Genomic DNA, 24721 nt, shown 5'->3' on the forward strand with positions numbered 1-24721 from the left:
TCAAGCGTCGGGCAGATGCCGTCTGTCATGACGCACGTCAACCCAGGCGCAACAAGGCCTGAGGCGAGATGCCACATCGGGGAGAGTGTAGAGAGGGATCAGAATAAAACAGGACAAATGTGGGAGGGGGACGAGCCCCTCTCACATTTCGAGCGCCAGCAGATCAGGCGTAGGTGTCGATCAAGGTGCCGAGCATTTCGTCGGAAGCCTTGGCGACCTTGACGCCTAGCTCCACCTGAAACTTGCCTTCTGCCAGTTCCACCATATTGCTGGCGGAATCGGTCGGCTGGCCACGGTTGATCGCCTGCAAGCGATCATTCTGGGCATCGGAAGGTTGGCTGGTGGCTGCGCTGGCGATCTTGCCAGCGGCCTGGTCGACACGGCTCTGCCCGGACTGAATGGTGTTCAGGCCCGAATAAAACGCGCTGCTTCCAGAGATTTCCATGGCGTAAGCCTGCCTTTAGAGAATCGTGAATGCTGATTGAAGCAGAGAACCTGGCAAAACGCCCGTCAAAAACACTAATGGCATAATGCCTTAGCGATAGCCAAAATCAGTCAAGCAAGTCCAACTGTAAGTATTGCGCCACGGCTTCGGCGCTGGCGTGCTTGAGTTTCGGCACTCGACCCAGGCACGGAGCAGGTAGCCGTTCGGCCAGGGTGGCGAGGTTTTCTTCCAGACGGGAGGTCTTGGGGTCGATGATGTTCGCCACCCAGCCCGCCAGCGACAGACCATCCCTTGCGATGGCTTCGGCGGTGAGCAAAGCATGGCTGATACAGCCCAGGCGCACGCCTACCACCAAGATCACCGGCAGTTTGAGCCCGATGGCCAGGTCCGACAGATTGGCCTGGTCAGCCAACGGCACGCGCCAGCCACCTGCGCCCTCGATCAAGGTGAAATCCGCTTGCCGCGCCAGAATCTGCTGCATGGGCTTGAGCAGCGATTGCACCGTCAGCGAAACCCCTGCCTCCCTTGCTGCCAAGTGCGGGGCGATGGCGGGCTCGAAAGCCACCGGATTGACCTCGGCATAACTCAACGGCAATGAACATTCGGCCAGCAGCGCCAATGCATCGGCATTGCGCAGGCCCTCGGGGGTTACTGCGCAACCGGAGGCGACAGGTTTACCAGCGGCGGTGCTTTTGCCGGCTTGGCCGGCTGCATGCAGGAGGCCGGCGGCGATGGTGGTCTTACCGACATCGGTGTCGGTGCCCGTAATGAAATAAGCGGCGTTCATAGAGGTTTCTCCAGTACGGCGTACACCACTTGATAAGTCGCCGGCAGGCCTTGGGACTGGCGGAATCGCTCATAAGCCTCGACCAGTGCAACAATTCGCGCGCGGCCCGTCAGCCCTCCGGGGCGTCCGGGGTTGAGATTGTGTGCACCAAGAGCCTTCAATTCATGGGTCAGACTGCGTACATCCGGGTAATGCAGCACATGGGGCTGGCGCTCCAGGCTGACCACACGCAGGCCGCTGGCCGCACACAGTTGTTGGTAAGCCTCGAAGGTACGGAAGCGATTGACGTGCACCAGGCCATCGGCGGCGCGCCAGCTTTCGCGCAGCTCATCCAATGTACCCACACACAAACTGGCAAAGGCCAATACCCCGCCCGGTTGCAGCACGCGATGGGCCTCGCTGAGCACTGCATCGAAGTTGGCACACCATTGCACCGCAAGGCTGGAGAAGATAAGCCCGCAGCTTGCATCGTGCACGGGCAAACGCTCGGCATCTCCCGCGATGAAATGCGCCGCGCCGCCTAAAGGCCGCGCATGGTTGAGCATGCCCTCAGCGATATCCAGCGCCACGCCCTCGCTGGTCGGCAATAACTCACCCAGCACGCGACTGAAATACCCAGTGCCGCATCCCATATCCAGCCAACGTCGTGGCGCGCACGCTGACGGCAGGCGCGACAGCAGTTCATGCCCCACCGCTCGCTGCAGCTCGGCGACGCTGTCGTAACTGGCCGCCGCACGGGAAAATGACGCCGCTACTTGGCGCTTGTCCGGCAAGGCACCCGGCAGAGGGGGGTGGGATAAATCAGTCATCAACGCACTCATGCAAAAAAGCCTGGATGGCCCCCGCTACTCCGTGGGGATCCTCCAGAAGAAAAGCGTGACCGGCCTGTTCAATCAGACCGATTTCAACATCGGGGAGCAGCGTCAGCAGGTCGCTGGCGGCTTCGGCAGGCACCAACCCGTCCATACCGGCAAACAGATGCAACTGCGGGCCGCGATAGGCCAGCAAGGCTTCGCGGGTGTCCAATTGCGCAAGCAGTTCAAGACCGGTCATCAACGCGCCGGACAGCGTCTGCGGCGCGCCGCTGACCAACAAACGCGCCAGCCCGCGAGGGTCTTCGGCACCTTTGGCGCACAACAATCCGAAGCGCTTGAGGGTGACCTGGGAATCGGCGTGGCAGCCGGCGAGGAAGGAATCGAACGTCTGCGCAGGCATCGCTCTCGGCCAACCCTCGTGGGCGACAAAACATGGATTGCTCGCCAGGGTCAGCAACCCGCAGCAGCGTTCGCCACGTCGCGCCGCCAATTCCGAGGCCAGCATGCCGCCCAGGGACCAGCCGCCGAGCCAGGCGTTATCCGGCAATGTGGCGTCGAGTTCATCCAGCCATTCGCCGAGATCGCTGGAGTCCAGCACCGGCAACGGCTCGATCTGTACGTGCAAATGTTCGTCCAGCCCTTGCAATGCGGCGGCCAAAGGTTCCAGCGGCGATACGCCGAGGCCCCAGCCGGGCAGCAATATCAGTCGATCACGCATGGTCGGGCTCCAGGGCGCCTAGCAAGCGGAAACACTCTTCCAATGCGTTTAACAATAGCTGCACCTGCGCCTCGCTGTGGGCCGCCGTCAATGTCACGCGCAAACGGGCGCTGCCGACGGGTACCGTTGGTGGTCGGATCGCGGTGACCATCAAGCCGCGCTCGCGCAGCATCTGGGACAAACGCACGGCTCTGGCGCTGTCGCCAATCAGGATCGGTTGGATCGGCGTAAAGCTGTGCATCAAGTCCAGGCCGAGCTGCTCGGCGCCCTGCCGGAACTGGCGGATCAGGCCATTGAGGTGTTCACGCCGCCAATGTTCGGTGCGCAGCAGCTCCAGGCTTTTCAACGTGGCGCAGGCCAACGCGGGTGGTTGGCTGGTGGTGTAGATATACGGCCGGGCGAACTGGATCAGGCTTTCGATCAATTCTTCACTGCCAGCCACAAACGCGCCGGCGGTGCCGAAGGCTTTGCCCAGGGTGCCGACCAGTACCGGCACGTCTTCCTGACTCAAGCCAAAATGCTCGACGATCCCTGCGCCGTTGGCCCCCAACGGGCCGAAACCATGGGCGTCGTCCACCATCAGCCAGGCGCCTTTGGCCTTGGCCTCACGGGCCAGCGCGGGCAAGTCGGCCAAATCGCCGTCCATGCTGAACACGCCATCGGTGACCACCAACGTATTACCGGTGGCTTTCTCCAGGCGCTTGGCCAGGCTGGCGGCGTCGTTATGCAAGTAGCGATTGAACCGCGCACCGGACAGCAAGCCCGCATCCAGCAAGGACGCGTGATTGAGACGGTCTTGCAGCACCGTATCGCCCTGCCCCACCAGCGCCGTGACTGCGCCCATATTGGCCATGTAGCCCGTGGTAAAAAGCAGCGCACGGGGGCGACCGGTCAGGTCAGCCAGGGCCTCTTCCAGTTCATGGTGCGGCGTGGCGTGCCCGACCACCAAATGCGATGCGCCACCGCCCACGCCCCAACGGGACGCACCGGCACGCCAGGCTTCGATCACTTGAGGATGATTGGCCAGGCCCAGGTAGTCGTTATTGCAGAAGGCGAGCAACGGTTGGCCGTCGACCACCACTTCAGGGCCTTGGGGGCTCTGCAGCAGTGGCCGCTGACGGTAAAGGTGTTCGGCACGGCGGGCAGCGAGGCGCGCGGATAGATCAAAAGACATGCAGGCCTCGGACTAGCAGGATTAACTCGATCAAATTGTAGGAGGAGGCTTGCCCTTGATAGCGGTGGGCCAGTCACTTTATTTATCGACTGACACTCCCTAATCGGGGGCAAGCCCCCTCCCACATTGGCCTTTCATTTCAATCAGACGACAGCGTTGTAGAACTGCTCGCTGCTCTTCTGCTCGACCAACGCCTGCTCAATCGCCGCTTGATGCACTTCATCGGCGTGCTCTTCACGGGCTTCCGGCAGGATGCCCAGGCGCGAGAACAGTTGCATGTCCTTGTCGGCCTGCGGGTTGGCGGTGGTCAGCAGTTTGTCGCCGTAGAAAATCGAGTTGGCGCCGGCGAAAAACGCCAGGGCCTGCATCTGCTCGTTCATGGCTTCACGGCCGGCGGACAGCCGCACATGGGACTGAGGCATCAGGATGCGCGCCACGGCGAGCATCCGGATGAAGTCGAACGGGTCGATGTCTTCGGCGTTTTCCAGCGGCGTACCGGCCACTTTCACCAGCATGTTGATCGGCACCGACTCCGGATGCTCCGGCAGGTTGGCCAACTGGATCAGCAGGTTGGCACGGTCGTCGAGGGACTCGCCCATGCCGAGGATGCCGCCGGAACAGATCTTCATCCCCGAATCACGTACATAGGCCAGGGTTTGCAGGCGCTCGCTGTAGGTGCGGGTAGTGATGATGCTGCCGTAGAACTCCGGCGAGGTGTCCAGGTTGTGGTTGTAGTAGTCGAGGCCGGCCTGGGCCAGGGCTTCGGTCTGGTCCTGGTCAAGACGGCCGAGGGTCATGCAGGTTTCCAGGCCCATGGCCTTCACGCCTTTGACCATCTGCAGCACGTACGGCATGTCTTTGGCCGACGGGTGTTTCCAGGCGGCGCCCATGCAGAAGCGCGTCGAACCGATGGCCTTGGCGCGGGCAGCCTCTTCGAGGACCTTCTGCACTTCCATCAGCTTTTCTTTTTCCAGGCCAGTGTTGTAGTGGCCCGACTGCGGACAATATTTGCAATCTTCCGGACAGGCGCCGGTTTTGATCGACAGCAGGGTCGACACCTGCACACGGTTCGCGTCGAAATGCGCACGGTGTACGGTCTGCGCCTGGAACAACAGGTCATTGAACGGCTGCACAAACAGTGCTTTGACTTCAGCCAGGGACCAATCGTGACGCAAGGTGGCGGTGATGCTGGCGCTCATGGGCGATTCCTTGATTATGCTTTGGCAAACGCTGCGGGAAGGGCAATACCCACAGGCGCGACACGGATGCTCGGCATATTTAAGGAAGATTCATGCACTGTCAACCAAGATACAAACACGAAGTTTACATCTGGTTAAAAAACATACGCACCTGTTTAATCTGCGATGAGGCCACAGAAACAGACGATTGTGTGTGCAACGTCTGCGAAACCGAGCTGCCCTGGCTGATGGAGCACTGCCAGACCTGCGCGCTACCTTTGGCGATGGACGGTTTGATCTGCGGCCAATGCGTGAAACACCCCCCCGCCTTTAAACAAGTAATCGCCCCCTGGACCTACAGCTTTCCCGTGGACACCTTGATCAGTCGCTTCAAGCACCAGGCGCGCTGGCCCCTCGGGCATCTACTGGGGCACTTGCTGGGGCAACACCTGCGGGATCGCTTCGACAACAACGAACTCACCCGCCCAGACGTTCTGCTGCCGGTACCCATGGCCCGCCAGCGCTTGCGCGAGCGTGGTTATAACCAGGCGCTGATGCTGGCGCGCTGGCTCAGTGCCGACCTGAATATCCCCTACGATGAACACCTGTTATTACGCCCCCATGAAACCATGGCGCAACAGACCCTCGACGCCAAGGCGCGCAAACGCAACCTGCTCAACGCCTTCGCCCTGACCCCTGACGCCCTTGTACAAGGCCGCCACCTGGCGCTGGTGGACGACGTGCTCACCACCGGCGCCACCGCCCACAGCCTGGCGCGGCTGTTGATCAACGCCGGCGCGCGACAGGTGGACGTGTACTGCTTGGCCCGCACACCCAAGCCCGGCACTTGACTCTCATGCCTCACAGCCGCAACGTCCGCTCATCCCAACACAGCGTATGCCCATGTCTCTTCCGACTTTACTGAGCCAACATATCGTCCGCCGCCCCCAACGCATCGCCCTGCTGGGGCATATCGCCGAACAGGGCTCCATCACCCGCGCCGCCAAGAGTGCTGGCTTGAGCTACAAGGCCGCTTGGGATGCCATTGATGAACTGAACAACCTCGCGCAAAAACCGCTGGTAGAACGCAGCGTCGGCGGCAAAGGCGGCGGCGGCGCCAGGCTCACGGCTGAAGGGGAACGGGTATTGCGCCTCTATCAACGCCTGCAAGCCTTGCAGGCTGAGGTGCTGGGCTCGGACGAAGCCGCCAGTGACTTCAATCTGCTGGGCCGTCTGATGCTACGAACCAGCGCGCGCAATCAGTTGCATGGCCTGGTCATCAGAATTGAAAGCCATGGCCGCAACGACCTGATTCATTTGCAACTCGCGGGTGGATTGACCCTCGCCGCGCAAATCACCCACGACAGCACACAACGGCTGGAGCTGGAGATCGGCGTGGAAGTCGTCGCGCTGATCAAGGCTGGCTGGCTGGAATTGCTGGCACCGGATGGCGCCGTAACACTCGGACACAATTGTATGAGCGGGACACTAGACGCCATTCTCCACGCCGAGGACGGTCCCAGCGAAGTGCGTATCGCCCTGCCCAATGGCCAGGTTTTATGCGCCCTGGCGCAGCCCGACGTACTCATCGCCCTGGACGCCGCCGAAGGCCAGGCGATCCAAGTGCAATTTGCCCCCAGTCATGTGCTGCTCGGCACACCGGTCTGAGCCGCAGAGTTCTTCAAACTGCAACAACTTCGTCACACCCGCTCCTTATGGTGTCTGCAAAAACCGCAGGGAGCCTGAGATGAGCCTATTAGAAGAAAACCAAGCCACCGACCTTGAACAGATGGTTGGCCTCACCCGCCGCCGCTTCATCGGCGCCGGCGCCCTGTGCGGTGCCGCGATGTTCCTGGGCGGCAACCTCCTGAGCCGCAGCGCCCTGGCCGTGAACGCCGCGTCCGCCAGCCCGCTGCTGGGGTTTGCCAGCATCGCTGCCGCCACCAGCGACACCATCACCTTGCCGCCGGGCTACAGCGCCTCGGTGCTGATCAGTTGGGGCCAACCGCTGCACAAGAGCGCGCCGGCTTTCGACCCTTCCGGCAACGGCACGGCCAAGGCCCAGGAACAACAATTCGGCGACAACAACGATGGCATGAGCCTGTTCGCCTTCCCCGGCGACGACAACCGCGCGCTGATGGCGATCAACAACGAATACACCAATTACCGCTATCTCTACGCCCACGGCGGCGCGCCGCAATCGGCGGAAGATGTGCACAAGGCCCAGGCCAGCGAAGGCGTGTCGGTAATTGAAGTGCGGCGCAAGGGTGACACCTGGCAGTTCGTCCAGGACTCGCGTTACAACCGCCGTATCCACGGCAACTCGCCAATCCGCCTGAGCGGCCCCGCTGCTGGCCACGACTGGCTGAAAACCAGCGCCGACAAATCCGGCAAGAAAGCCCTCGGTACCTTCCAGAACTGCGCCAACGGCAAGACACCCTGGGGCACTTATCTGACGTGTGAAGAGAACTTCACCGACTGCTTCGGCAGCAGCAACCCACAACAAACTTTCGACACCGCACAGAAACGCTACGGCGTGGTGGCCGCCAGTAAAGACATCAACTGGCACCAGCACGACCCACGCTTCGACTTGGCCAAGAACCCCAACGAACTCAATCGTCATGGTTGGGTGGTGGAAATCGACCCATTCGACCCGCAATCCACCCCGGCCAAACGCACGGCTTTGGGCCGCTTCAAGCACGAAAACGCCGCCCTCGCTGAAACCCGCGACGGCCGCGCGGTGGTTTACATGGGCGACGACGAGCGCGGTGAGTTCATCTACAAGTTCGTCAGCCGCGACAAGATCAACCACAAGAACCCCAAGGCCAACAAAGACTTGCTCGACCACGGCACCTTGTACGTGGCGATCTTCGACGCGGGCAACGGCGATGCCGACCATCCAAAGGGCAAAGGCCAGTGGGTCGAGTTGACCCATGGAAAAAACGGTATCGATGCCAGCAGCGGTTTCGCCAACCAGGCAGAAGTGCTGATCCACGCGCGCCTGGCCGCCAGTGTGGTCAAAGCCACGCGCATGGACCGCCCGGAATGGATCGTGGTCAGCCCCACCGATGGCCAGGTTTACTGCACCCTGACCAACAACGCCAAGCGCGGCGAAGACGGCCAACCGGTAGGCGGCCCCAACCCACGGGAAAAGAACGTCTACGGCCAGATCCTGCGCTGGAAAGCCAATGCCGATGACCACGGTGCGGCCGATTTCAGCTGGGATTTGTTTGTGGTCGCCGGCAACCCCGGGGTGCACGCGGGCAAGCCCAAGGGCGGATCGTCCAACATCAACCCGCAGAACATGTTCAACAGCCCCGACGGTCTGGGCTTCGACAAGGCCGGACGCCTGTGGATCCTCACCGATGGCGATTACAGCAACGCGGGCGACTTTGCCGGGATGGGCAACAACCAGATGCTCTGCGCCGACCCAGTCACCGGAGAAATCCGCCGCTTCATGGTCGGGCCGGTGGCGTGTGAAGTGACGGGTATCAGCTTCTCACCAGATCAGAAAACGTTGTTTGTGGGGATTCAGCATCCGGGGGAAACCGGCGGCTCGACTTGGCCGGAGCATCTGCCGAATGGCAAGCCGCGTTCGTCGGTGATAGCGATTCGGCGAGATGATGGAGGGATTGTCGGCGCCTGATAGGCCGCTATCGAGGGCAAGCGTCCTCCCACATCAGACCGCATTCCTACAGGATAAACGCGGTCACCTGTGGGAGGGCACTTGCCCCCGATGACAATGGCACAGGCGCCCCCTATCTCAGGCTTGGTGCGTTACCATACCCGGCCGGAAGCGGCGCCCTGCTGCCCGCAGGAGTTCCCATGGCCCATCCGTTTGAAACCCTCACCCCTGACCTCGTGCTCGACGCCGTCGAAAGCATCGGTTTCCTCAGCGATGCTCGTGTTCTGGCGCTCAACAGCTACGAAAACCGCGTGTATCAGGTGGGTATCGAAGACGGTGAACCGCTGATCGCCAAGTTCTATCGCCCTCAACGCTGGACCAACGACGCGATCCTTGAAGAACACCGCTTCACCTTCGAGCTGGCCGACTGCGAAGTGCCAGTAGTCGCGCCATTGATCCACAACGGCGAGAGCCTGTTCGAACACGCCGGTTTCCGCTTCACCTTGTTCCCTCGCCGTGGCGGCCGTGCGCCAGAGCCCGGCAACCTTGATCAACTGTATCGACTCGGGCAACTGCTCGGCCGTTTGCACGCGGTGGGTTCGACCCGCCCGTTCGAACACCGTGAAGCCCTGGGCGTGAAGAACTTCGGTCACGATTCACTCAACACGCTGCTCGAAGGCAATTTCATTCCCAAAAGCCTGCTGCCGGCCTACGAGTCCGTTGCCCGCGACCTGCTCAAGCGTGTGGAAGAGGTCTACAAGGCCACACCGCACAAGAACATCCGCATGCACGGCGATTGCCACCCCGGCAACATGATGTGCCGCGACGAGATGTTCCATATCGTCGACCTGGATGACTGCCGTATGGGACCGGCAGTGCAAGACCTGTGGATGATGCTCGCTGGCGACCGTCAGGAATGCCTGGGCCAACTGTCCGAGTTGATGGACGGCTATCAAGAGTTCCACGATTTCGACCCGCGGGAATTGGCACTCATCGAACCGCTGCGCGCCCTGCGCCTGATGCACTACAGCGCTTGGCTTGCGCGGCGTTGGGACGATCCCGCCTTCCCCCACAGCTTCCCGTGGTTCGGCAGCGAGCGTTATTGGGGTGATCAGGTGCTGGCACTGCGCGAGCAGCTTTCGGCGCTCAATGAAGAGCCGCTCAAACTCTTCTGATTGCTTGTGAACGTGGGAGGGGGCTTGCACCCTCCTACACAAAGCAGACCGCATTACCAAGCCAGTCCCATTGCCTGACAAATATCCTTACAATCGCGCTTTGTTAGCTGCCTAAGCAAGGATTCTGCAATGCACGCCGCCAACCCCCGCAAGGGGTACATCCTGGGCCTGAGCGCCTATGTCATCTGGGGCTTGTTCCCGCTCTACTTCAAAGCCATCGCCAGCGTACCCGCCGCCGAGATCATCGTTCACCGTGTGCTGTGGTCGGCGTTGTTCGGCGGCTTGCTGTTGATGGTGTGGAAGCATCCCGGTTGGTTCCGCGAGCTGCGCGACAACCCCCAGCGCCTGGCGATCCTTGCCCTCAGCGGTTCGTTGATTGCCGGTAACTGGCTGACGTATGTGTGGTCGGTGAACAGTGGCCGCATGCTGGAAGCCAGCCTGGGTTACTACATCAACCCGTTGGTGAATGTACTGCTGGGCATGTTGCTTCTCGGCGAACGCTTGCGTCGCCTGCAATGGGCTGCCGTGGGCCTGGCCGCAGTGGGCGTGGCGCAACAGGTGTGGCAAGTGGGCAGTTTGCCGTGGGTGTCGTTGGTGCTGGCGCTGACCTTTGGGTTCTACGGCCTGATCCGCAAACAGGCACCGGTCAAGGCGCTACCAGGGCTGGTGGTGGAAACCTGGATGCTGGTGCCAATTGCCGTCGCGTGGCTGCTGTTCAACCCCTCCGCCCACAGTGCGCAACTGGCGTTCTGGAGTACGTCCGAAGCCTGGTGGCTGGTGGCCGCGGGTCCGGTAACGCTCATCCCGCTGGTGTGCTTCAACGCCGCCGCACGGCATTTGCCGTACACCGCGCTGGGTTTCTTGCAGTACGTCGCGCCGACCCTGGTGTTGCTCGAAGCCGTACTGCTGTTCGGCGAACACCTGGCGCCAAGCACGCTGATTGCCTTCGCCTTTATCTGGGCTGGGTTGGTGGTCTACAGCGTGGACGCCTGGCTGACCGTGCGCAAACGCTGATCAAATAACGTACAGCATCCTGCAAGCCACAGCCCGCATGGCTTGCAGGCATTCACCCCAAGGTTATCCACAGGCCCATGCAAGATTTCCATGCATAACCTTGTGGACAAATTATTCCTCGTTACGCAGCTCCACCATCAAGTCATCGGCCAAGGTTTCCAGGGATTGCTGCAAGCTCTCCAGGGACAACGATGGTGGCACCTGCAACAACGCTTCAGCTGTGAACAGCGGGTCGCCACTCATAGGGGCCGGGCGCACATCCGTGCTCAAGCGCTCCAGGTTCACGCCCTGCTGACTCAATAACGCCGTGATCTCACGCACGATGCCCGAACGGTCATTGCCCACCAATGTCATCACAATTGGTTTGGACGCCGAGGCCTGCCCAGTGCTTCCCTCACCCACCAACACGCGAATGCCGTGTGTGGATAAGTCCTCCAGCGCCCCCAATAACGCCTGACGGCTTTCCGTAGGTACGCTGACCCGCAGGATCCCGGCAAACTGCCCGGCCATATGGGCCATGCGGCTTTCCAGCCAGTTGCCACCGTGGGCGGCAATGTTCTGCGCGATGCGCTCGACCAGGCCGGGTTTGTCGGCGGCGATAATTGTGAGTACAAGATGGTCCATGGCGAAGCCCTCTGAATTCAATCTACAAGGTGGACCCGGGGGCCCACGAAAACAAATCGTGTACCATTTTTATATTTATCTGGAACAATCTAATAGTTTTTTGAGAACATCCTGTTCTCCGCTGTGACCGTACGACCAAAGTGGGTCGCTAAACGACGTATTTAGTCTAATTTTCACAACCGCAAGTCATCATGTAGTATGCCCAACCGTGCACTACATAATGAAAATCTGAAAAAGCGCATAAGCTCCGCAGAGTGAGGCAAGCAATGACTGAACACGTTCAAGTCGGTGGCCTGCAGGTCGCCAAAGTCCTGTTCGACTTCGTGAACAACGAAGCCATTCCCGGTACCGGCATCACTGCCGACCAGTTCTGGGCCGGCGCCGACAAGGTCATCCATGACCTGGCACCGAAGAACAAAGCCCTACTCGCCAAACGCGACGATTTCCAGGCGCGCATCGATACCTGGCACCAGACCCATGCCGGCCAGGCTCACGATCCGGTGGCCTACAAAGCCTTCCTGCAAGACATCGGATACCTGCTGCCAGAAGCCGCAGACTTCCAGGCTTCGACCCAAAACGTCGATGACGAAATCGCCCGTATGGCCGGCCCACAGCTGGTAGTACCGGTAATGAATGCCCGTTTCGCCCTCAACGCCTCTAATGCGCGTTGGGGTTCGCTGTACGACGCGCTGTATGGCACCGACGCCATCAGCGAAGCCGACGGCGCCGAGAAGGGCAAGGGTTACAACAAAGTGCGTGGCGACAAAGTGATTGCCTTCGCCCGTGCCTTCCTCGACGAAGCCGCGCCGCTCAGCGCCGGCAGCCACGTCGATTCCACCGGTTACAAGATCGGCGACGGCACGTTGATCGTCAGCCTCAAAGGCGGCAGCAACAGCGGCCTGCGTGACGATGCGCAACTGATCGGCTTCCAGGGCCCGGCGGCCGAGCCGATTGCGATCCTGCTCAAACACAACGGCCTGCACTTCGAAATCCAGATCGACGCCAGCACCCCGGTCGGCCAGACCGACGCCGCCGGCGTGAAAGACGTACTGATGGAAGCTGCGCTCACCACCATCATGGACTGCGAAGACTCCGTCGCCGCCGTGGATGCCGACGACAAAGTGGTGATCTACCGCAACTGGCTCGGCCTGATGAAAGGCGACCTGGCCGAAGAAGTGGCCAAGGGCGGCAAGACCTTCACCCGTACCATGAACCCTGACCGTGTCTACACCGGCATCGACGGTCAGGACGTGACGTTGCATGGCCGTTCGCTGTTGTTCGTGCGCAACGTTGGTCACTTGATGACCATCGACGCGATCCTCGACAAGAACGGCGATGAAGTGCCGGAAGGCATCCTCGACGGCCTGGTCACCAGCCTGGCGGCGGTCCACAGCCTCAACGGCAACAACACCCGCAAGAACAGCCGCACCGGCTCGGTGTACATCGTGAAGCCGAAAATGCACGGTCCGGAAGAAGCCGCGTTTACCAACGAGCTGTTCGGTCGCATCGAAGACGTGCTGAACCTGCCGCGCAACACCCTCAAGGTCGGGATCATGGACGAGGAGCGCCGCACCACGGTCAACCTCAAGGCCTGCATCAAGGCGGCCAGCGAGCGCGTGGTGTTTATTAACACCGGCTTCCTGGACCGTACCGGCGACGAAATCCACACCTCCATGGAAGCGGGCGCGATGGTGCGCAAGGCCGCCATGAAGGCCGAAAAATGGATCGGCGCCTACGAGAACTGGAACGTCGATATCGGCTTGAGCACAGGCCTGCAAGGCCGCGCACAGATCGGTAAAGGCATGTGGGCGATGCCCGACCTGATGGCCGCGATGCTCGAACAGAAAATCGCTCACCCATTGGCCGGTGCCAACACCGCCTGGGTACCGTCGCCTACGGCGGCTGCGCTGCACGCCCTGCACTATCACAAGGTTGACGTATTCGCCCGCCAAGCCGAACTGGCCACGCGCGAGCGCGCCTCGGTGGACGACATCCTGACCATCCCCCTGGCCAGCAACACCGATTGGTCCGAGGAAGAAATCCGCAACGAGCTGGACAACAACGCCCAGGGCATCCTCGGCTACGTGGTCCGCTGGATCGACCAGGGCGTCGGCTGCTCCAAAGTGCCGGACATCAACGATGTGGGCCTGATGGAAGACCGCGCCACCCTGCGTATTTCCAGCCAGCACATCGCCAACTGGTTGCGCCACGGCATCGTCAACGAAGCCCAGGTGATGGAAAGCCTCAAGCGCATGGCGCCAGTGGTGGACCGTCAGAACGCAGGGGACGCGCTGTATCGCCCACTGGCCCCGGACTTCGACAGCAACATCGCGTTCCAAGCAGCGGTGGAGTTGGTGATTGAAGGAACCAAGCAACCCAACGGTTACACCGAGCCGGTGTTGCACCGTCGGCGTCGGGAGTTCAAGGCTAAAAACGGCCTGTAAATGAAAAAGCCCTGATCGAGAGATCAGGGCTTTTTCTTTGGGGCTGTGTTGTGGATGTACGCGGTCAACTGTGGGACGGGGCTTGCTCCCGATGAAGCCCGTGCAGATACCGCAAAAATCAGGAAGCCATCCCCAACTCGCGCTTGACCAGTTTGGCTAACTTCACGCTGTCGATCGGCTTGAGCAAAAAGTCCACCACACTCAAATGCATCGCATCGATCACATCCGGCGCTTCGGCGTCCCCCGACATGATGATGATCGGCAGCGCCGCGCGGGTGGATTCGCGCACTTGGCGGATCAACTCCAGGCCATTGCTCGGTGCCATGCGCAAGTCGGTGATCAGCAAACCGATGGAGCTGCTGGATTTCAACAAATTCCACGCTGCCTCACCACTCTCGGCAGTCATGCAGCGAATACCGTCCAGAGCAAGGATCTCCGCCAGCAGTTCTCGCGCATCCTTGTCGTCATCGACAATCAGCACGCGTTGCGGCGGTAAATCAGGCTCCAGCATCACGGCGCTCAGGGCCTCGCGCTCGGCATCACTCAAAATATCGTGGTCGGACATACGGTTCTCAACAATTTTCATCAATCTCCCAGCACACTCGTCAGACATCTGCGGAAGGGCGATCAATGTGCACTTCGTCGGAAAGTTTGACTAGTGGGTGTTCCACGGGGTTTGGACGATATTCATGTAAGGTTTTTCCCTAGCTCTACGCTGTTTTCATCGACCTAGACTTACGTCCAATGGGCACCTATCGCGTAGGAGTCGACCATGCAGGACGATAACGACAAAAAAACTGCGGTCACTGTTATGAGTAAAGCTGATGCTTTCACGCAGGCGGGTAAAACCGCCGTGTTGCAGAACATCCACGGCACTTTGCAATTCCTGCAACGTTTCCCGCCATTCAATCAAATGGAAAATGCGCACCTGGCATTTCTGGTTGAACAGTGTCAATTACGTTTCTTCGGCCCTGGCGAGAGCATTCTCAAGCCGTCGGGCGGGCCGGTGGAGCACTTTTACATCGTCAAACAAGGCCGCGTCGTGGGCGAACGACCGGACTCGGCAGAAACCACCTTCGAAATCACCACTGGCGAGTGCTTCCCCCTTGCTGCGCTTTTAGGTGAACGAGCCACGCGCACCGAGCATAAAGCCGCCGAAGACACCTTCTGCCTGCAACTGAACAAGCCCGCCTTTATCAAACTGTTTGCCCTCTCCAGCCCGTTTCGCGACTTTGCCCTGCGCGGCGTCAGCAGCCTGCTGGATCAGGTCAACCAGCAAGTGCAGCAAAAAGCCGTGGAAACCCTAGGCACGCAGTATTCGCTCAATACCCGTCTGGGCGAATTGGCCATGCGCCACCCGGTAATGTGCAGCCCGGACACGCCGCTGCGCGAAGCCGTGACGCTGATGCACGAGCAACAGGTGGGCAGCATTGTGATCGTCGACGTCCATCAGTCGCCCCTGGGGATTTTTACCCTGCGCGACCTGCGCCAAGTGGTCGCCGACGGCACCAGCGATTTCACCCAGGCGATCGACAGTCACATGACCCAGGCGCCGTTTTTCCTGACCCCGGACCACAGCGCATTCGACGCCGCCATCGCCATGACCGAACGGCATATCGCCCATGTGTGCCTGGTCAAGGACCAGCGCCTGTGTGGCGTGGTATCCGAACGCGATCTGTTTTCCCTGCAACGGGTCGATCTGGTGCACCTGGCCCGCACCATCCGCAATGCGCCCCGGGTGGAGAACCTGGTGGCAATTCGCGGCGAGATTGGCCAGTTGGTCGAGCGGATGCTCGCCCATGGCGCGTCATCCACCCAGATCACTCACATCATTACCCTGCTCAACGATCACACGGTGTGTCGAGTAATCGAGTTGACCCTCGCCGAAAAAGGCGACCCCGGCGTGCCGTTCAGTTGGTTGTGTTTCGGCAGCGAAGGCCGCCGCGAGCAGACGCTGTACACCGACCAGGACAACGGCATTCTGTTCGAGGCCAAGGACGCGGTGGAGGCCGCCGAGATTCGCGGTCGGTTGCTGCCCCTGGCGCAGCAGATCAACCAGAGCTTGGCGCTGTGCGGGTTCAGCCTGTGCAAGGGCAATATCATGGCCGGCAACCCCGAGCTGTGCCTATCGCGGGCGGAATGGGCGCGGCGGTTTGCGGCGTTTATTCGTGAAGCAACGCCGGAGAACCTGTTGGGTTCGAGCATCTATTTTGATCTGCGGGTGGTGTGGGGCGATGAACAGGGGGGCGATTTTCTGCGCCAAAACGTCCTGGATCAGGTCGCAGATAACCGGCTGTTTCAACGCATGCTTGCCGAGAACGCCTTGCGCCAACGGCCACCTGTAGGACGTTTCCGCGAATTCGTGCTGACACGCAAAAGCGGTGAAAAAGCCACGCTCGACCTCAAGGTGCAGGGCCTCACACCGTTTGTCGACGGCGCGCGCCTGCTGGCGCTGGCCAATGGCATCCACGCCAACAACACCCTGGAGCGTCTGCGCCAGTTGGTAGCCAAGGAAGTCATCGAGCCGCTGGACGGCGCCGCGTATGAAGAGGCGTACCACTTTATCCAGCAAACCCGCATGCAGCAGCACCAGTTACAGACCCGCGAGAACCAGCCGTATTCCAACCGCGTCGACCCCGATAGCCTCAACCACCTGGACCGGCGCATTCTGCGCGAATCCCTGCGCCAGGCCCAACGCCTGCAAAGCAGCCTGACGTTGCGGTATCAACTGTGAGTTTATTCGACTGGTTACGTGCGAAAAAACCTGGCCTTGATGCCGCGCAACAACGGCGCCTGGAGCAACTGTCCAAGCCCGCGGCATTGGGCGATAACCCACTGCGTACCCAACGCTGGGTGGTGGTGGATCTGGAAACCAGCGGCCTGAATCTCAACCGTGACCAAGTGCTGTCCATCGGCGCGGTGGTGATCGAAGACGGCGCGGTGGACTTTTCACAGCTGTTCGAACGCACCCTGCAGCGCGCCGAAACAAAGCTCAGCCCCAGCGTGTTGATCCATGGTCTGGGGCCCAGCGCCATCGCCGCTGGCAGTGATCCGGTGGAAGCGCTGCTGGACTTCATGGCATTTGTCGGCGACAGCCCATTGCTGGCCTTCCATGCACCGTTCGACCAGCACATGCTCGGTCGCGCACTCAAGGACAGCCTGGGTTATCGCCTGGCGCATCCGTTTCTGGATGTGGCTGACATCGCCCCACTGCTGTGCCCCGAGGCGCCTATCCGCGAAGCCGGACTGGACGACTGGATAAACCATTTCAAACTGCACGTGGGCGAACGCCATCACGCCAGCGCCGACGCCCTGGCCACGGCGGAGCTGATGCTTATCTTATTCAGTCGTGCACGACAACAGCAGATCGACTCCCCGAAGGCGCTTCAGGAGCGCTTGAGCCAATGGAAACGGCGCAAGCAAGCGCCCTCTTTCTAACCAATTAAATAAATGACCTTTAGGTGAAAGGGCTTTCATTGTGGTGAGCGGGCTTACCCCGCGCTGGGCTGCGGAGCAGCCCCAATCCAGGCACCGCGTTTCTTCAGTCATAACCCATTGGCAGGTGTTGGGGCCGCTTCGCAGCCCAGCGCGGGGCAAGCCCGCTCACCACGGAAAACCTACTCACCACAGAAAGCCCAGTCACCATAGAAAGCCTGCTCACCACGCTTGAGCCAATGGAAACGGCGCAAGCAAGCGCCTCTTTCTAACCACTTAAATAAATGACCTTTAGGTGAATGAGCTTTCATTGTGGTGAGCGGGCTTGCCCCGCGCTGGGCTGCGGAGCAGCCCCAATCCAGGCACCGCGTTTCTTCAGTCATAACCCATTGACAGGTGTTGGGGCCGCTTCGCAGCCCAGCGCGGGGCAAGCCCGCTCACCACAGAAAACCTACTCACCACAGAAAGCCCCCTCACAACAGAAAACCTACTCACCACAGAAAGCCCCCTCACAACAGAAAACCTGCTCACCACAGAAAGCCCTCACCACAAAGAGCCCGTCTCACCAGGCAACGCTCATCTACCAATGAGATGTCATTAAGCCTTCAACCCGACGGACGCCAATTGCGCCCATCCCACGCCTCTGACACAATCGCGAATAATTCTCGTTAGTTTAAACCCCTTGTTTATTCGGTGATGCCTTGTCGTCGGTCCAGAACCCACACAGTGAGCTTGTTGGCGCGTTGTATCGCGACCATCGTGGCTGGCTGTTGGCCTGGCTGCGGCGTAATGTGGCCTGCCCGAGTCGCGCCGAAGACCTGAGTCAGGACACCTTCATGCGCCTGCTGGGCCGTGACGAGCTGCGCGCCCCCCGCGAGCCACGGGCATTTCTGGTGGCGATCGCCAAAGGCTTGCTGTTCGACTACTTCCGTCGCGCCGCCTTGGAACAGGCCTATCTCGCCGAATTAATGCTAGTCCCGGAAAGCGAACACCCTTCTGCGGAAGAACAGCAACTTATCCTGGAAGACCTCAAGGCCATCGACCGCCTGCTCGGCAAGCTGTCGAGCAAGGCCCGCGCCGCGTTCCTCTATAACCGCCTCGACGGCCTGGGCCACGCGGAAATCGCCCAGCGCCTCGGCGTGTCAGTACCCCGTGTGCGCCAATACCTGGCCCAGGGCATTCGCCAGTGCTACATCGCGTTGTATGGCGAACCGTTGTGAGTGCGATCAGCTCAAAACCAGTCTCGGCCCGTGTGCTGGATGCGGCGATTGCCTGGCAGCTGTCCCTGGATTCCGGCGACGGCAGCGCGGTGGAACGTGAAGAGTTCAGCAAATGGTTGGCCAGCAATGAAGAACACGCTCGCGCCTGGCGCCAGCTGGGGATGCTCGATCAGCGCTTTGGCGTGGCCTCGGGCCCGGCGCGGGCGGCGTTGTTGCAATCGCGTGAAGGTATTCGCCAACGGGTGCGCAAGCTCGGTACTGGCCTGGCGAGTATCGCGCTGGTGTGCGGTTTGGCGTTGTTTGCCGGCGAGCGTTATGTGCCGATCCACTATTGGCTGGCCGACCAACGCACCGCCACTGGCGAACAGCGCACGCTGAAACTCGCGGACGGCACGCAGATCAACCTCAATACCCACAGCGCCATCGACGTACGCTTTGATGAAAAACGCCGGCTGATCGTGTTGCAGGAAGGCGAAATCCTCGTCGAGACCGGCCACAACGACGCGCGCCCGTTCTACGTGCAAACCCGCGACGGCAGCCTGCGGGCGCTGGGCACGCGGTTTATCGTCAGGCGCGAAGACGACGCCACGCGGTTGAGCGTCTTGCAATCGGCAGTCGCGGCGCAGCCGCAAGCATTGCATCAAGAACAGATTTTCAAGGAAGGCCAGCAAGTGCTGATGCGTGGCGACGGCCTCGGCCCAGCGCTGGCCGTCACCCCTGCCACCGACGCCTGGACCCGCGGCATGCTGGTGGTCGACAACGCCCGCCTGGGCGATGTGGTGGATGAGCTCAGCCGCTACCGCACCGGCTACTTGGGTGTGGATAAAAACGTGGCTGACCTGCGCATCACCGGCAGCTTCCCGCTGCACGACACCACCCTTGCGCTCAACGCTCTGCTGCCGACCCTGCCGGTGCAGATCGAGCAGCACACGCCGTGGTGGGTAACGGTCACGGGTAAGCCTTAGGTTCTGGGGTGGCTGGGCTATCGCTATCGACGATTCGACTTGCCCCCGATGAGGCCCTCACACCCACCGCAAAAATATTTTGATCCTGCCCTATCACTTCTCGATTCTCGTTCGGCACATAGGCAATTGCGAATTACTTCCATTCAGGAGCCGCCCCATGTCCCGCTCGCTAGACACCTTGTTGCGCCCCAGCCTGTTAGCCGTGGCTATAGCCCTCAGCGCCCCGCTGGCCAGCCCTTCACTGTTTGCCGCCGAACAAGCGTCCAGCGTGCGCGCCTACAACCTGCCGGCTGCACCGCTGGCCACCACCCTGAACCAAATCGCCAGCCAGGCCGGCCTCGCGCTGACCCTCAACCCGTCGCTGGCCGCCGGCAAGACCTCGGCGCCGGTCCAGGGCCAGTTCGATGCACAAGGTGCACTGCGCGAGGCGTTGCGTGGGACTGGGTTGCAATTGGAACAGGGTGGTGCGGGGACGTTTACCTTGGTGGCGATTCCTGAGGGGGTTGTGGCGTTGCCAGAGACCAGCATCATTGGTCAGGGCGATACCGAAACTGCCTGGGGTCCGGTCGAGGGCTACCTGGCCAACCGCACAGCCGCCGGTACCAAGACTGACACGGCACTGGTCGAGGCACCGCGTTCGATTTCCGTCGCCACCCGCGAGCAGATGCAGGACCGCAACGTCCAGAACCTGGATGACGCGGTGAAGTACATGCCCGGCATCGTCTCCGCCAGCTATGGCAGCGATACCCGTTACGACTGGATGCGCGTGCGCGGCTTCGAACCGACCCAATTCCTCGACGGCCTGCCACTGCCACGCGGCGTTTACGCCAACCCGAAAGCCGAAACCTGGAACCTCGACCGTCTCGCCCTGCTGCGCGGTCCCGCCTCCTCGGTGTATGGCCAGACACCGCCCGGCGGCCTGCTGGATATGGTCAGCCGCCGCCCCAGCGCTGAACAGAGCAATGCGATCCAGGTGCAATACGGCAGCGACAACTACCGCCAGATCAACTTCGCCAGCACCGGCAAGATCGACGATGAAGGCCAGTTCCTCTACGGCGTCAGCGGTGTGGTGCGTGATGCAGGCACCCAGGTCGACCATATCGATAACAAGCGCTACAACATTGCGCCGAGCCTGACCTGGAACATCGACCCCGATACCAAATTTACCTTGCTCTCGCAGTTCACCCGCGACGATACCGGCACCACCAGCCAGTTCCTGCCGATCCAGGGCACCAAAATAAAATCGTCTTTGGGCGAAGTATCCCACCACAAGAACCTGGGCGATCCGGACTACGAGTTCTACGACCGTACCTACTACGCGCTGGGCTACGCGTTTGAACATCGCTTCAACGATACGTGGCAGTTCAAACAAAACCTGCGCTATACCAAGTCTGAGCTGTCGTTCCAGCAATTGACCGTCGGTTCTTATATCTACCAACCAGCTGACGCGGCGGGCAATATCGCCCGTTCTTCGACGAACGTTGACGAGAACATCGGTCAGTTCGCAGTGGACAACAACTTCCAGGCTGACTTCGCCACTGGCGATATTATCCACACCGTGCTGCTGGGCCTGGATCATCAGCGCACCGATACCTCGTTCCGGACCATCTACGGCACCGCATCGAACATCAACATCTTTGATCCGGTCAACACCGCGCCGACTGTGCGTCCGGTCGGCGTGACGCCTTACTACGACTACAACCAGAAAACCGTGCAGACCGGCCTCTATGTGCAAGACCAGATGGCCCTCGACAAGTGGCGCCTGACGCTGGGTGGCCGTGAAGATTGGGTACACCAGGGCACCACGTACTTCAACAAACTAGACGCGACCAACACCGACCGCAGCAAGAACTTCAGTGGCAACGCGGCGATCAGCTATGTATTCGATTCTGGCTTTGTACCGTACCTGTCCTATGCCGAATCCTTCCAGCCAGCGAGCAACGCCAGCACCGACCCGGTCAAATCGTACAAACCCACCGAAGGCAAGCAATGGGAACTGGGGATCAAGTACCAACCGCCCGGCTCTAATACCTTGCTGAGCGCGGCGGTCTACGACCTGACTCAGAAAAACGTACTGGTAACCCGCACCGGCGCAGGCAACGAGTCGATCACCGACCAGGCCGGCGAAGTGAAGGTCAAGGGTCTGGAATTGGAAGCCGTCTCTGACGTGACCGAGAACCTCAAGGTGATTGCCGCCTACACCCTGTCCAAGTCCGAGGTGCAAACCGGCATCTATAAAGGCAACCGCCTGCAACTGATCCCCAATCAGCAAGCCTCGCTGTGGACCGACTACACCTGGCACACCGGCCCACTGGATGGTTTCGGTATCGGCTTCGGCGCGCGCTACACCGGCAACACCTATGGCGACCAGGGCAACACCTGGACCGGCAAAGCCAATGCCTACACCGTATTCGACGGCGCGGTGCACTACGACCTGGGCCGAATCGATAACAGCCTCAAAGGCGCGTCGGTAAAACTCAACGCTACCAACCTGTTCAACAAGGACTACATTTCCACCTGTGACGGTTCCTACTGCTACTTCGGCGACCAACGCAGCGTAGTCGCCAGCGCCACTTACCAGTGGTAATCGGCTGAGTTAACAACCAGGCCGCCTCCTTGGGGCGGCTTTGGTGTGTCTGAAGGTTAGAAAATGAAAAGCAAAACCATCCGCCGCTGGTCCTTCATCCACACTTGGACCAGCCTGATCTGCACCGTATTCCTCCTGCTGCTCGCCCTCACCGGCCTGCCCCTGGTGTTTCACCATGAGATCGACCATCTGCTGGGCAACGAGCCCATACTGGCGCAGATGCCTGCCGATACGCCGCAGCTCAACCTTGAGCAACTGGTCGCCAAGGCGCAGGCCCATCGCCCCGGTGAAGCCATGCAATACCTGGCGTGGGACGAGGACGACAAGAACGGTGTGATCGCGATCATGGCCGCTACTGCGGGCACTGAGCCCAATTCGTCCCACACCTTTATGCTCGACGCGCGCACCGGCGAGTCGGTGGAGATGCCTTCGGCCAATGGCGGTTTCACGCTGTTCCTGCTGCGTCTGCATGTGGACATGTTCGCCGGGCTGCCGGGCAAGTTGCTGCTGGCGTTCATGGGCGTGTTGTTTGTGCTGGCGATCATCTCCGGCACAGTGTTGTACCTGCCGTTTATGCGCCGATTGAAGTTCGCCACTGTGCGCCAGGACAAATCCACCCGCCTGCGCTGGCTGGACCTGCACAACCTGATCGGCGTGGTCACCCTGACCTGGGCGCTGGTGGTGGGCGTGACCGGCGTGATCAGCGCCTGCGCCGACCTGATCATCGCCGCGTGGCGTCAGGACAGCCTCAGCGCGATGATCGAACCGTACAAGAATGCCCCGCCGCTGACCCAGCGTGCCCCAGCAACGGAACTGCTGACCATCGCCGCCAAGGCCGCCCCTGGTATGCAGCCGGATTTTATCGCCTTTCCTGGTACACGCTTTTCCAGCGAGCATCATTACGCGGTGTTCATGAAAGGCAGCACCCACCTGACCTCGCACCTGCTCACGCCGGTGCTGATCGACGCGAGCACCCTGGCCGTCACCGCCGTTGCCGAACGGCCGTGGTACATGGACGCCATGGGCATGTCTCAGCCGCTGCACTTCGGTGACTACGGCGGCATGCCGATGAAAATCCTTTGGGCGGTGCTGGATGTGTTGACCATCGTTGTGCTGATCAGCGGGATTTATCTGTGGATCGTCCGGCGCAAGGCGGGCAAGGCATGAAGCCAAGACAGTCGAGTTTCTGGAAGGTATTTGGCATCCCGCTGGGGATTGGCCTGCTCAGCGCCGCCGGGTTGTTTGCGGCGTTGCTGGGTGATGGGCCGTGGGATTCGTTGAGTTGGGTGGGGTTGGGGATACCGGCCGCCATTGGCATGTGGGCGTTGTTCAAGCGGCGTGGCTGAGGGCGCTATCGGGGGCAAGCCCCTCCCACAGGTGTTCCGCGTTCGTCATGACAACTCGGTCAACCGTGGGAGGGGCGGTGCGACGATTCGACTTGCCCCGATGAGGCCCTCAAAAACACCCGCACTCCCCCTCGCCAGCCACCGCGCAACCCTCTAGGCTAGCCACAGTCAATTTTGAGGTTTGCCCATGTCCACTCCCAGCATGACCTTGTTCCATAACCCCGCGTCACCGTTCGTTCGTAAGGTCCGCGTGCTGCTGATCGAAACCGGCCAGCAGGATCGCGTGGCCCTGCAAGGGTGCATGCCGACCCCGGTCAACCCGGACGCGCAGGTGGTGCAAGGCAACCCCGTGGGTAAGATCCCGGCGCTGCGCCTGGCGGACGGCAGCGCGTTGCACGACAGTCGGGTGATCCTTGATTACCTCGACCACCAGCATGTGGGCAACCCACTTATCCCCCGCGACGGCGCGGCCCGCTGGCGCCGCCTGACCCTGGCCTCGATGGCCGACGGCATCATGGATGCCGCCGTGCTGGTGCGTTATGAATCGACCCTGCGTCCGGTGGAGAAACATTGGGCGCCTTGGCTCGACGAGCAGCGCAACAAGATCCGCCGCGCCCTCGCCGAGCTGGAACAGGATGCCATCGCCGAGCTGACCAGCCACTTTGACATTGCTTCGATCAGCGTGGCCTGCGCCTTGGGCTACCTCGACTTCCGTCATCCGGACATGCAGTGGCGAGTCGACAACCCCAAGCTTGCCGGCTGGTACGCCGAAGTCAGCCAGCGACCTTCGATGCTGGAGACCCAGCCGCCGGTCTAGCAAACCGCTCAGCTTTCCTGTGGTGAGTGGACGGTCTGTGGTAGTGGGCTGTCCGTGGTGAGCGGGCTTGCCCCGCGCTGGGCTGCGAAGCGGCCCCAAAACCTGCCAATCGGGTATTGCTGAAAAAACGCGGTGTCTGGATTAGGGCTGCTTCGCAGCCCAGCGCGGGGCAAGCCCGCTCACCACAGACAACCCGTTCACCCCAAAAAATCCACTCACCACAGACAGCCCCTTCACCCCAAAAATCCACTCTCCACAGACAGCCCTTTCACCCCAAAAATCCACTCTCCACAGACAACCCCTTCACCCCAAAAATCCACTCTCCACAGACAGCCCTTTCACCCCAAAAATC

At 60.8% G+C, this 24721-nt stretch carries 22 protein-coding genes; 14 read left to right on the top strand and 8 right to left on the bottom strand.

The genetic code is table 11. The features are described from left to right. Window positions 1-163: 163 nt before the first annotated feature. The 6 genes from G9Q84_RS03880 to bioB all read right to left on the bottom strand — a co-directional run bounded on the left by G9Q84_RS03880 (window position 164) and on the right by bioB (window position 5138). Window positions 164-445 (bottom strand): hypothetical protein, encoded by a 282-nt coding sequence (locus G9Q84_RS03880; RefSeq protein ID WP_032883917.1) that lies wholly within the window; start codon window positions 443-445, stop codon window positions 164-166. A 106-nt stretch (window positions 446-551) separates the two neighbouring features. Further along, window positions 552-1232, bottom strand: a complete 681-nt coding sequence (gene bioD / locus G9Q84_RS03885; RefSeq protein WP_032883918.1) for a dethiobiotin synthase — start codon at window positions 1230-1232, stop codon at window positions 552-554. Then, the gene (gene bioC / locus G9Q84_RS03890) at window positions 1229-2041 is read right to left on the bottom strand and encodes a malonyl-ACP O-methyltransferase BioC (protein WP_095185059.1); all 813 of its coding nucleotides are present in this window, start codon (window positions 2039-2041) and stop codon (window positions 1229-1231) included. The genes bioD and bioC overlap by 4 nt, the downstream gene beginning before the upstream one ends. Beyond that, complete coding sequence (locus G9Q84_RS03895) at window positions 2034-2765, bottom strand: alpha/beta fold hydrolase (protein ID WP_181642916.1); 732 nt, start codon at window positions 2763-2765, stop codon at window positions 2034-2036. Before G9Q84_RS03895 ends, bioC begins: the two co-directional genes overlap by 8 nt. Beyond that, window positions 2758-3939, bottom strand: coding sequence for an 8-amino-7-oxononanoate synthase (gene bioF, locus G9Q84_RS03900; RefSeq protein WP_181642917.1), 1182 nt, complete (start codon window positions 3937-3939; stop codon window positions 2758-2760). The genes G9Q84_RS03895 and bioF overlap by 8 nt, the downstream gene beginning before the upstream one ends. Window positions 3940-4082: 143 nt before the next feature. Beyond that, window positions 4083-5138, bottom strand: coding sequence for a biotin synthase BioB (gene bioB / locus G9Q84_RS03905; RefSeq protein ID WP_032883922.1), 1056 nt, complete (start codon window positions 5136-5138; stop codon window positions 4083-4085). A gap of 92 nt (window positions 5139-5230) precedes the next feature. Between bioB and G9Q84_RS03910 the strand changes: the two genes are divergently transcribed. The 5 genes from G9Q84_RS03910 (at window position 5231) to rarD (ending at window position 10931) form a co-directional block, all read left to right on the top strand. Further along, window positions 5231-5968, top strand: coding sequence for a ComF family protein (locus G9Q84_RS03910; protein ID WP_095185061.1), 738 nt, complete (start codon window positions 5231-5233; stop codon window positions 5966-5968). Between the two features lie 52 nt (window positions 5969-6020). After that, the gene (locus G9Q84_RS03915; RefSeq protein WP_095185062.1) at window positions 6021-6785 is read left to right on the top strand and encodes a TOBE domain-containing protein; all 765 of its coding nucleotides are present in this window, start codon (window positions 6021-6023) and stop codon (window positions 6783-6785) included. A gap of 79 nt (window positions 6786-6864) precedes the next feature. Then, the gene (locus G9Q84_RS03920; RefSeq protein ID WP_181642918.1) at window positions 6865-8763 is read left to right on the top strand and encodes a PhoX family protein; all 1899 of its coding nucleotides are present in this window, start codon (window positions 6865-6867) and stop codon (window positions 8761-8763) included. 179 nt (window positions 8764-8942) lie between these two features. After that, window positions 8943-9917: a serine/threonine protein kinase gene (locus G9Q84_RS03925; RefSeq protein WP_032883927.1), complete on the top strand. Its 975-nt coding sequence runs from the start codon at window positions 8943-8945 to the stop codon at window positions 9915-9917. Window positions 9918-10046: 129 nt separating this feature from the next. Further along, window positions 10047-10931 carry an EamA family transporter RarD gene (rarD, locus tag G9Q84_RS03930; protein WP_032883928.1) on the top strand — a complete coding sequence of 295 codons (885 nt, stop codon included), beginning with the start codon at window positions 10047-10049 and terminating at the stop codon, window positions 10929-10931. Between the two features lie 111 nt (window positions 10932-11042). On the opposite strand, the gene G9Q84_RS03935 is transcribed toward rarD, so the two are convergent. Beyond that, window positions 11043-11555, bottom strand: coding sequence for a glycine cleavage system transcriptional repressor (locus G9Q84_RS03935; RefSeq protein WP_032883932.1), 513 nt, complete (start codon window positions 11553-11555; stop codon window positions 11043-11045). A 266-nt stretch (window positions 11556-11821) separates the two neighbouring features. Between G9Q84_RS03935 and G9Q84_RS03940 the strand changes: the two genes are divergently transcribed. Next, window positions 11822-13999 (top strand): malate synthase G, encoded by a 2178-nt coding sequence (locus tag G9Q84_RS03940; RefSeq protein ID WP_181642919.1) that lies wholly within the window; start codon window positions 11822-11824, stop codon window positions 13997-13999. Between the two features lie 118 nt (window positions 14000-14117). Here G9Q84_RS03940 and G9Q84_RS03945 read toward each other — a convergent pair whose 3' ends face one another. After that, complete coding sequence (locus G9Q84_RS03945; protein WP_032884510.1) at window positions 14118-14564, bottom strand: response regulator; 447 nt, start codon at window positions 14562-14564, stop codon at window positions 14118-14120. 246 nt (window positions 14565-14810) lie between these two features. On the opposite strand from G9Q84_RS03945, the gene G9Q84_RS03950 reads away from it, so the two are divergent. The 8 genes from G9Q84_RS03950 to G9Q84_RS03985 all read left to right on the top strand — a co-directional run bounded on the left by G9Q84_RS03950 (window position 14811) and on the right by G9Q84_RS03985 (window position 24369). Further along, entirely contained in the window at window positions 14811-16733 is a 1923-nt protein-coding gene (locus G9Q84_RS03950; RefSeq protein WP_177434275.1) for a putative nucleotidyltransferase substrate binding domain-containing protein, read from the top strand. Further along, window positions 16730-17437: a 3'-5' exonuclease gene (locus G9Q84_RS03955; protein ID WP_032883937.1), complete on the top strand. Its 708-nt coding sequence runs from the start codon at window positions 16730-16732 to the stop codon at window positions 17435-17437. Before G9Q84_RS03950 ends, G9Q84_RS03955 begins: the two co-directional genes overlap by 4 nt. Window positions 17438-18135: 698 nt before the next feature. Beyond that, window positions 18136-18654, top strand: coding sequence for an RNA polymerase sigma factor (locus tag G9Q84_RS03960; RefSeq protein ID WP_032883939.1), 519 nt, complete (start codon window positions 18136-18138; stop codon window positions 18652-18654). Continuing rightward, window positions 18651-19619: a FecR domain-containing protein gene (locus tag G9Q84_RS03965; RefSeq protein ID WP_032883941.1), complete on the top strand. Its 969-nt coding sequence runs from the start codon at window positions 18651-18653 to the stop codon at window positions 19617-19619. The genes G9Q84_RS03960 and G9Q84_RS03965 overlap by 4 nt, the downstream gene beginning before the upstream one ends. A 157-nt stretch (window positions 19620-19776) precedes the next feature. Continuing rightward, entirely contained in the window at window positions 19777-22206 is a 2430-nt protein-coding gene (locus G9Q84_RS03970; protein ID WP_181642920.1) for a TonB-dependent siderophore receptor, read from the top strand. 63 nt (window positions 22207-22269) lie between these two features. Next, complete coding sequence (locus G9Q84_RS03975; RefSeq protein ID WP_181642921.1) at window positions 22270-23373, top strand: PepSY-associated TM helix domain-containing protein; 1104 nt, start codon at window positions 22270-22272, stop codon at window positions 23371-23373. Continuing rightward, the gene (locus tag G9Q84_RS03980; protein WP_095185067.1) at window positions 23370-23552 is read left to right on the top strand and encodes a hypothetical protein; all 183 of its coding nucleotides are present in this window, start codon (window positions 23370-23372) and stop codon (window positions 23550-23552) included. Before G9Q84_RS03975 ends, G9Q84_RS03980 begins: the two co-directional genes overlap by 4 nt. A gap of 187 nt (window positions 23553-23739) precedes the next feature. Beyond that, on the top strand, window positions 23740-24369 hold the full coding sequence (locus tag G9Q84_RS03985) for a glutathione S-transferase (RefSeq protein WP_095185068.1): 630 nt from the start codon (window positions 23740-23742) through the stop codon (window positions 24367-24369). Window positions 24370-24721 lie beyond the last annotated feature (352 nt).

This window comes from Pseudomonas sivasensis (genome assembly GCF_013778505.1).
Taxonomy (GTDB): Bacteria; Pseudomonadota; Gammaproteobacteria; order Pseudomonadales; family Pseudomonadaceae; genus Aquipseudomonas; species Aquipseudomonas sivasensis.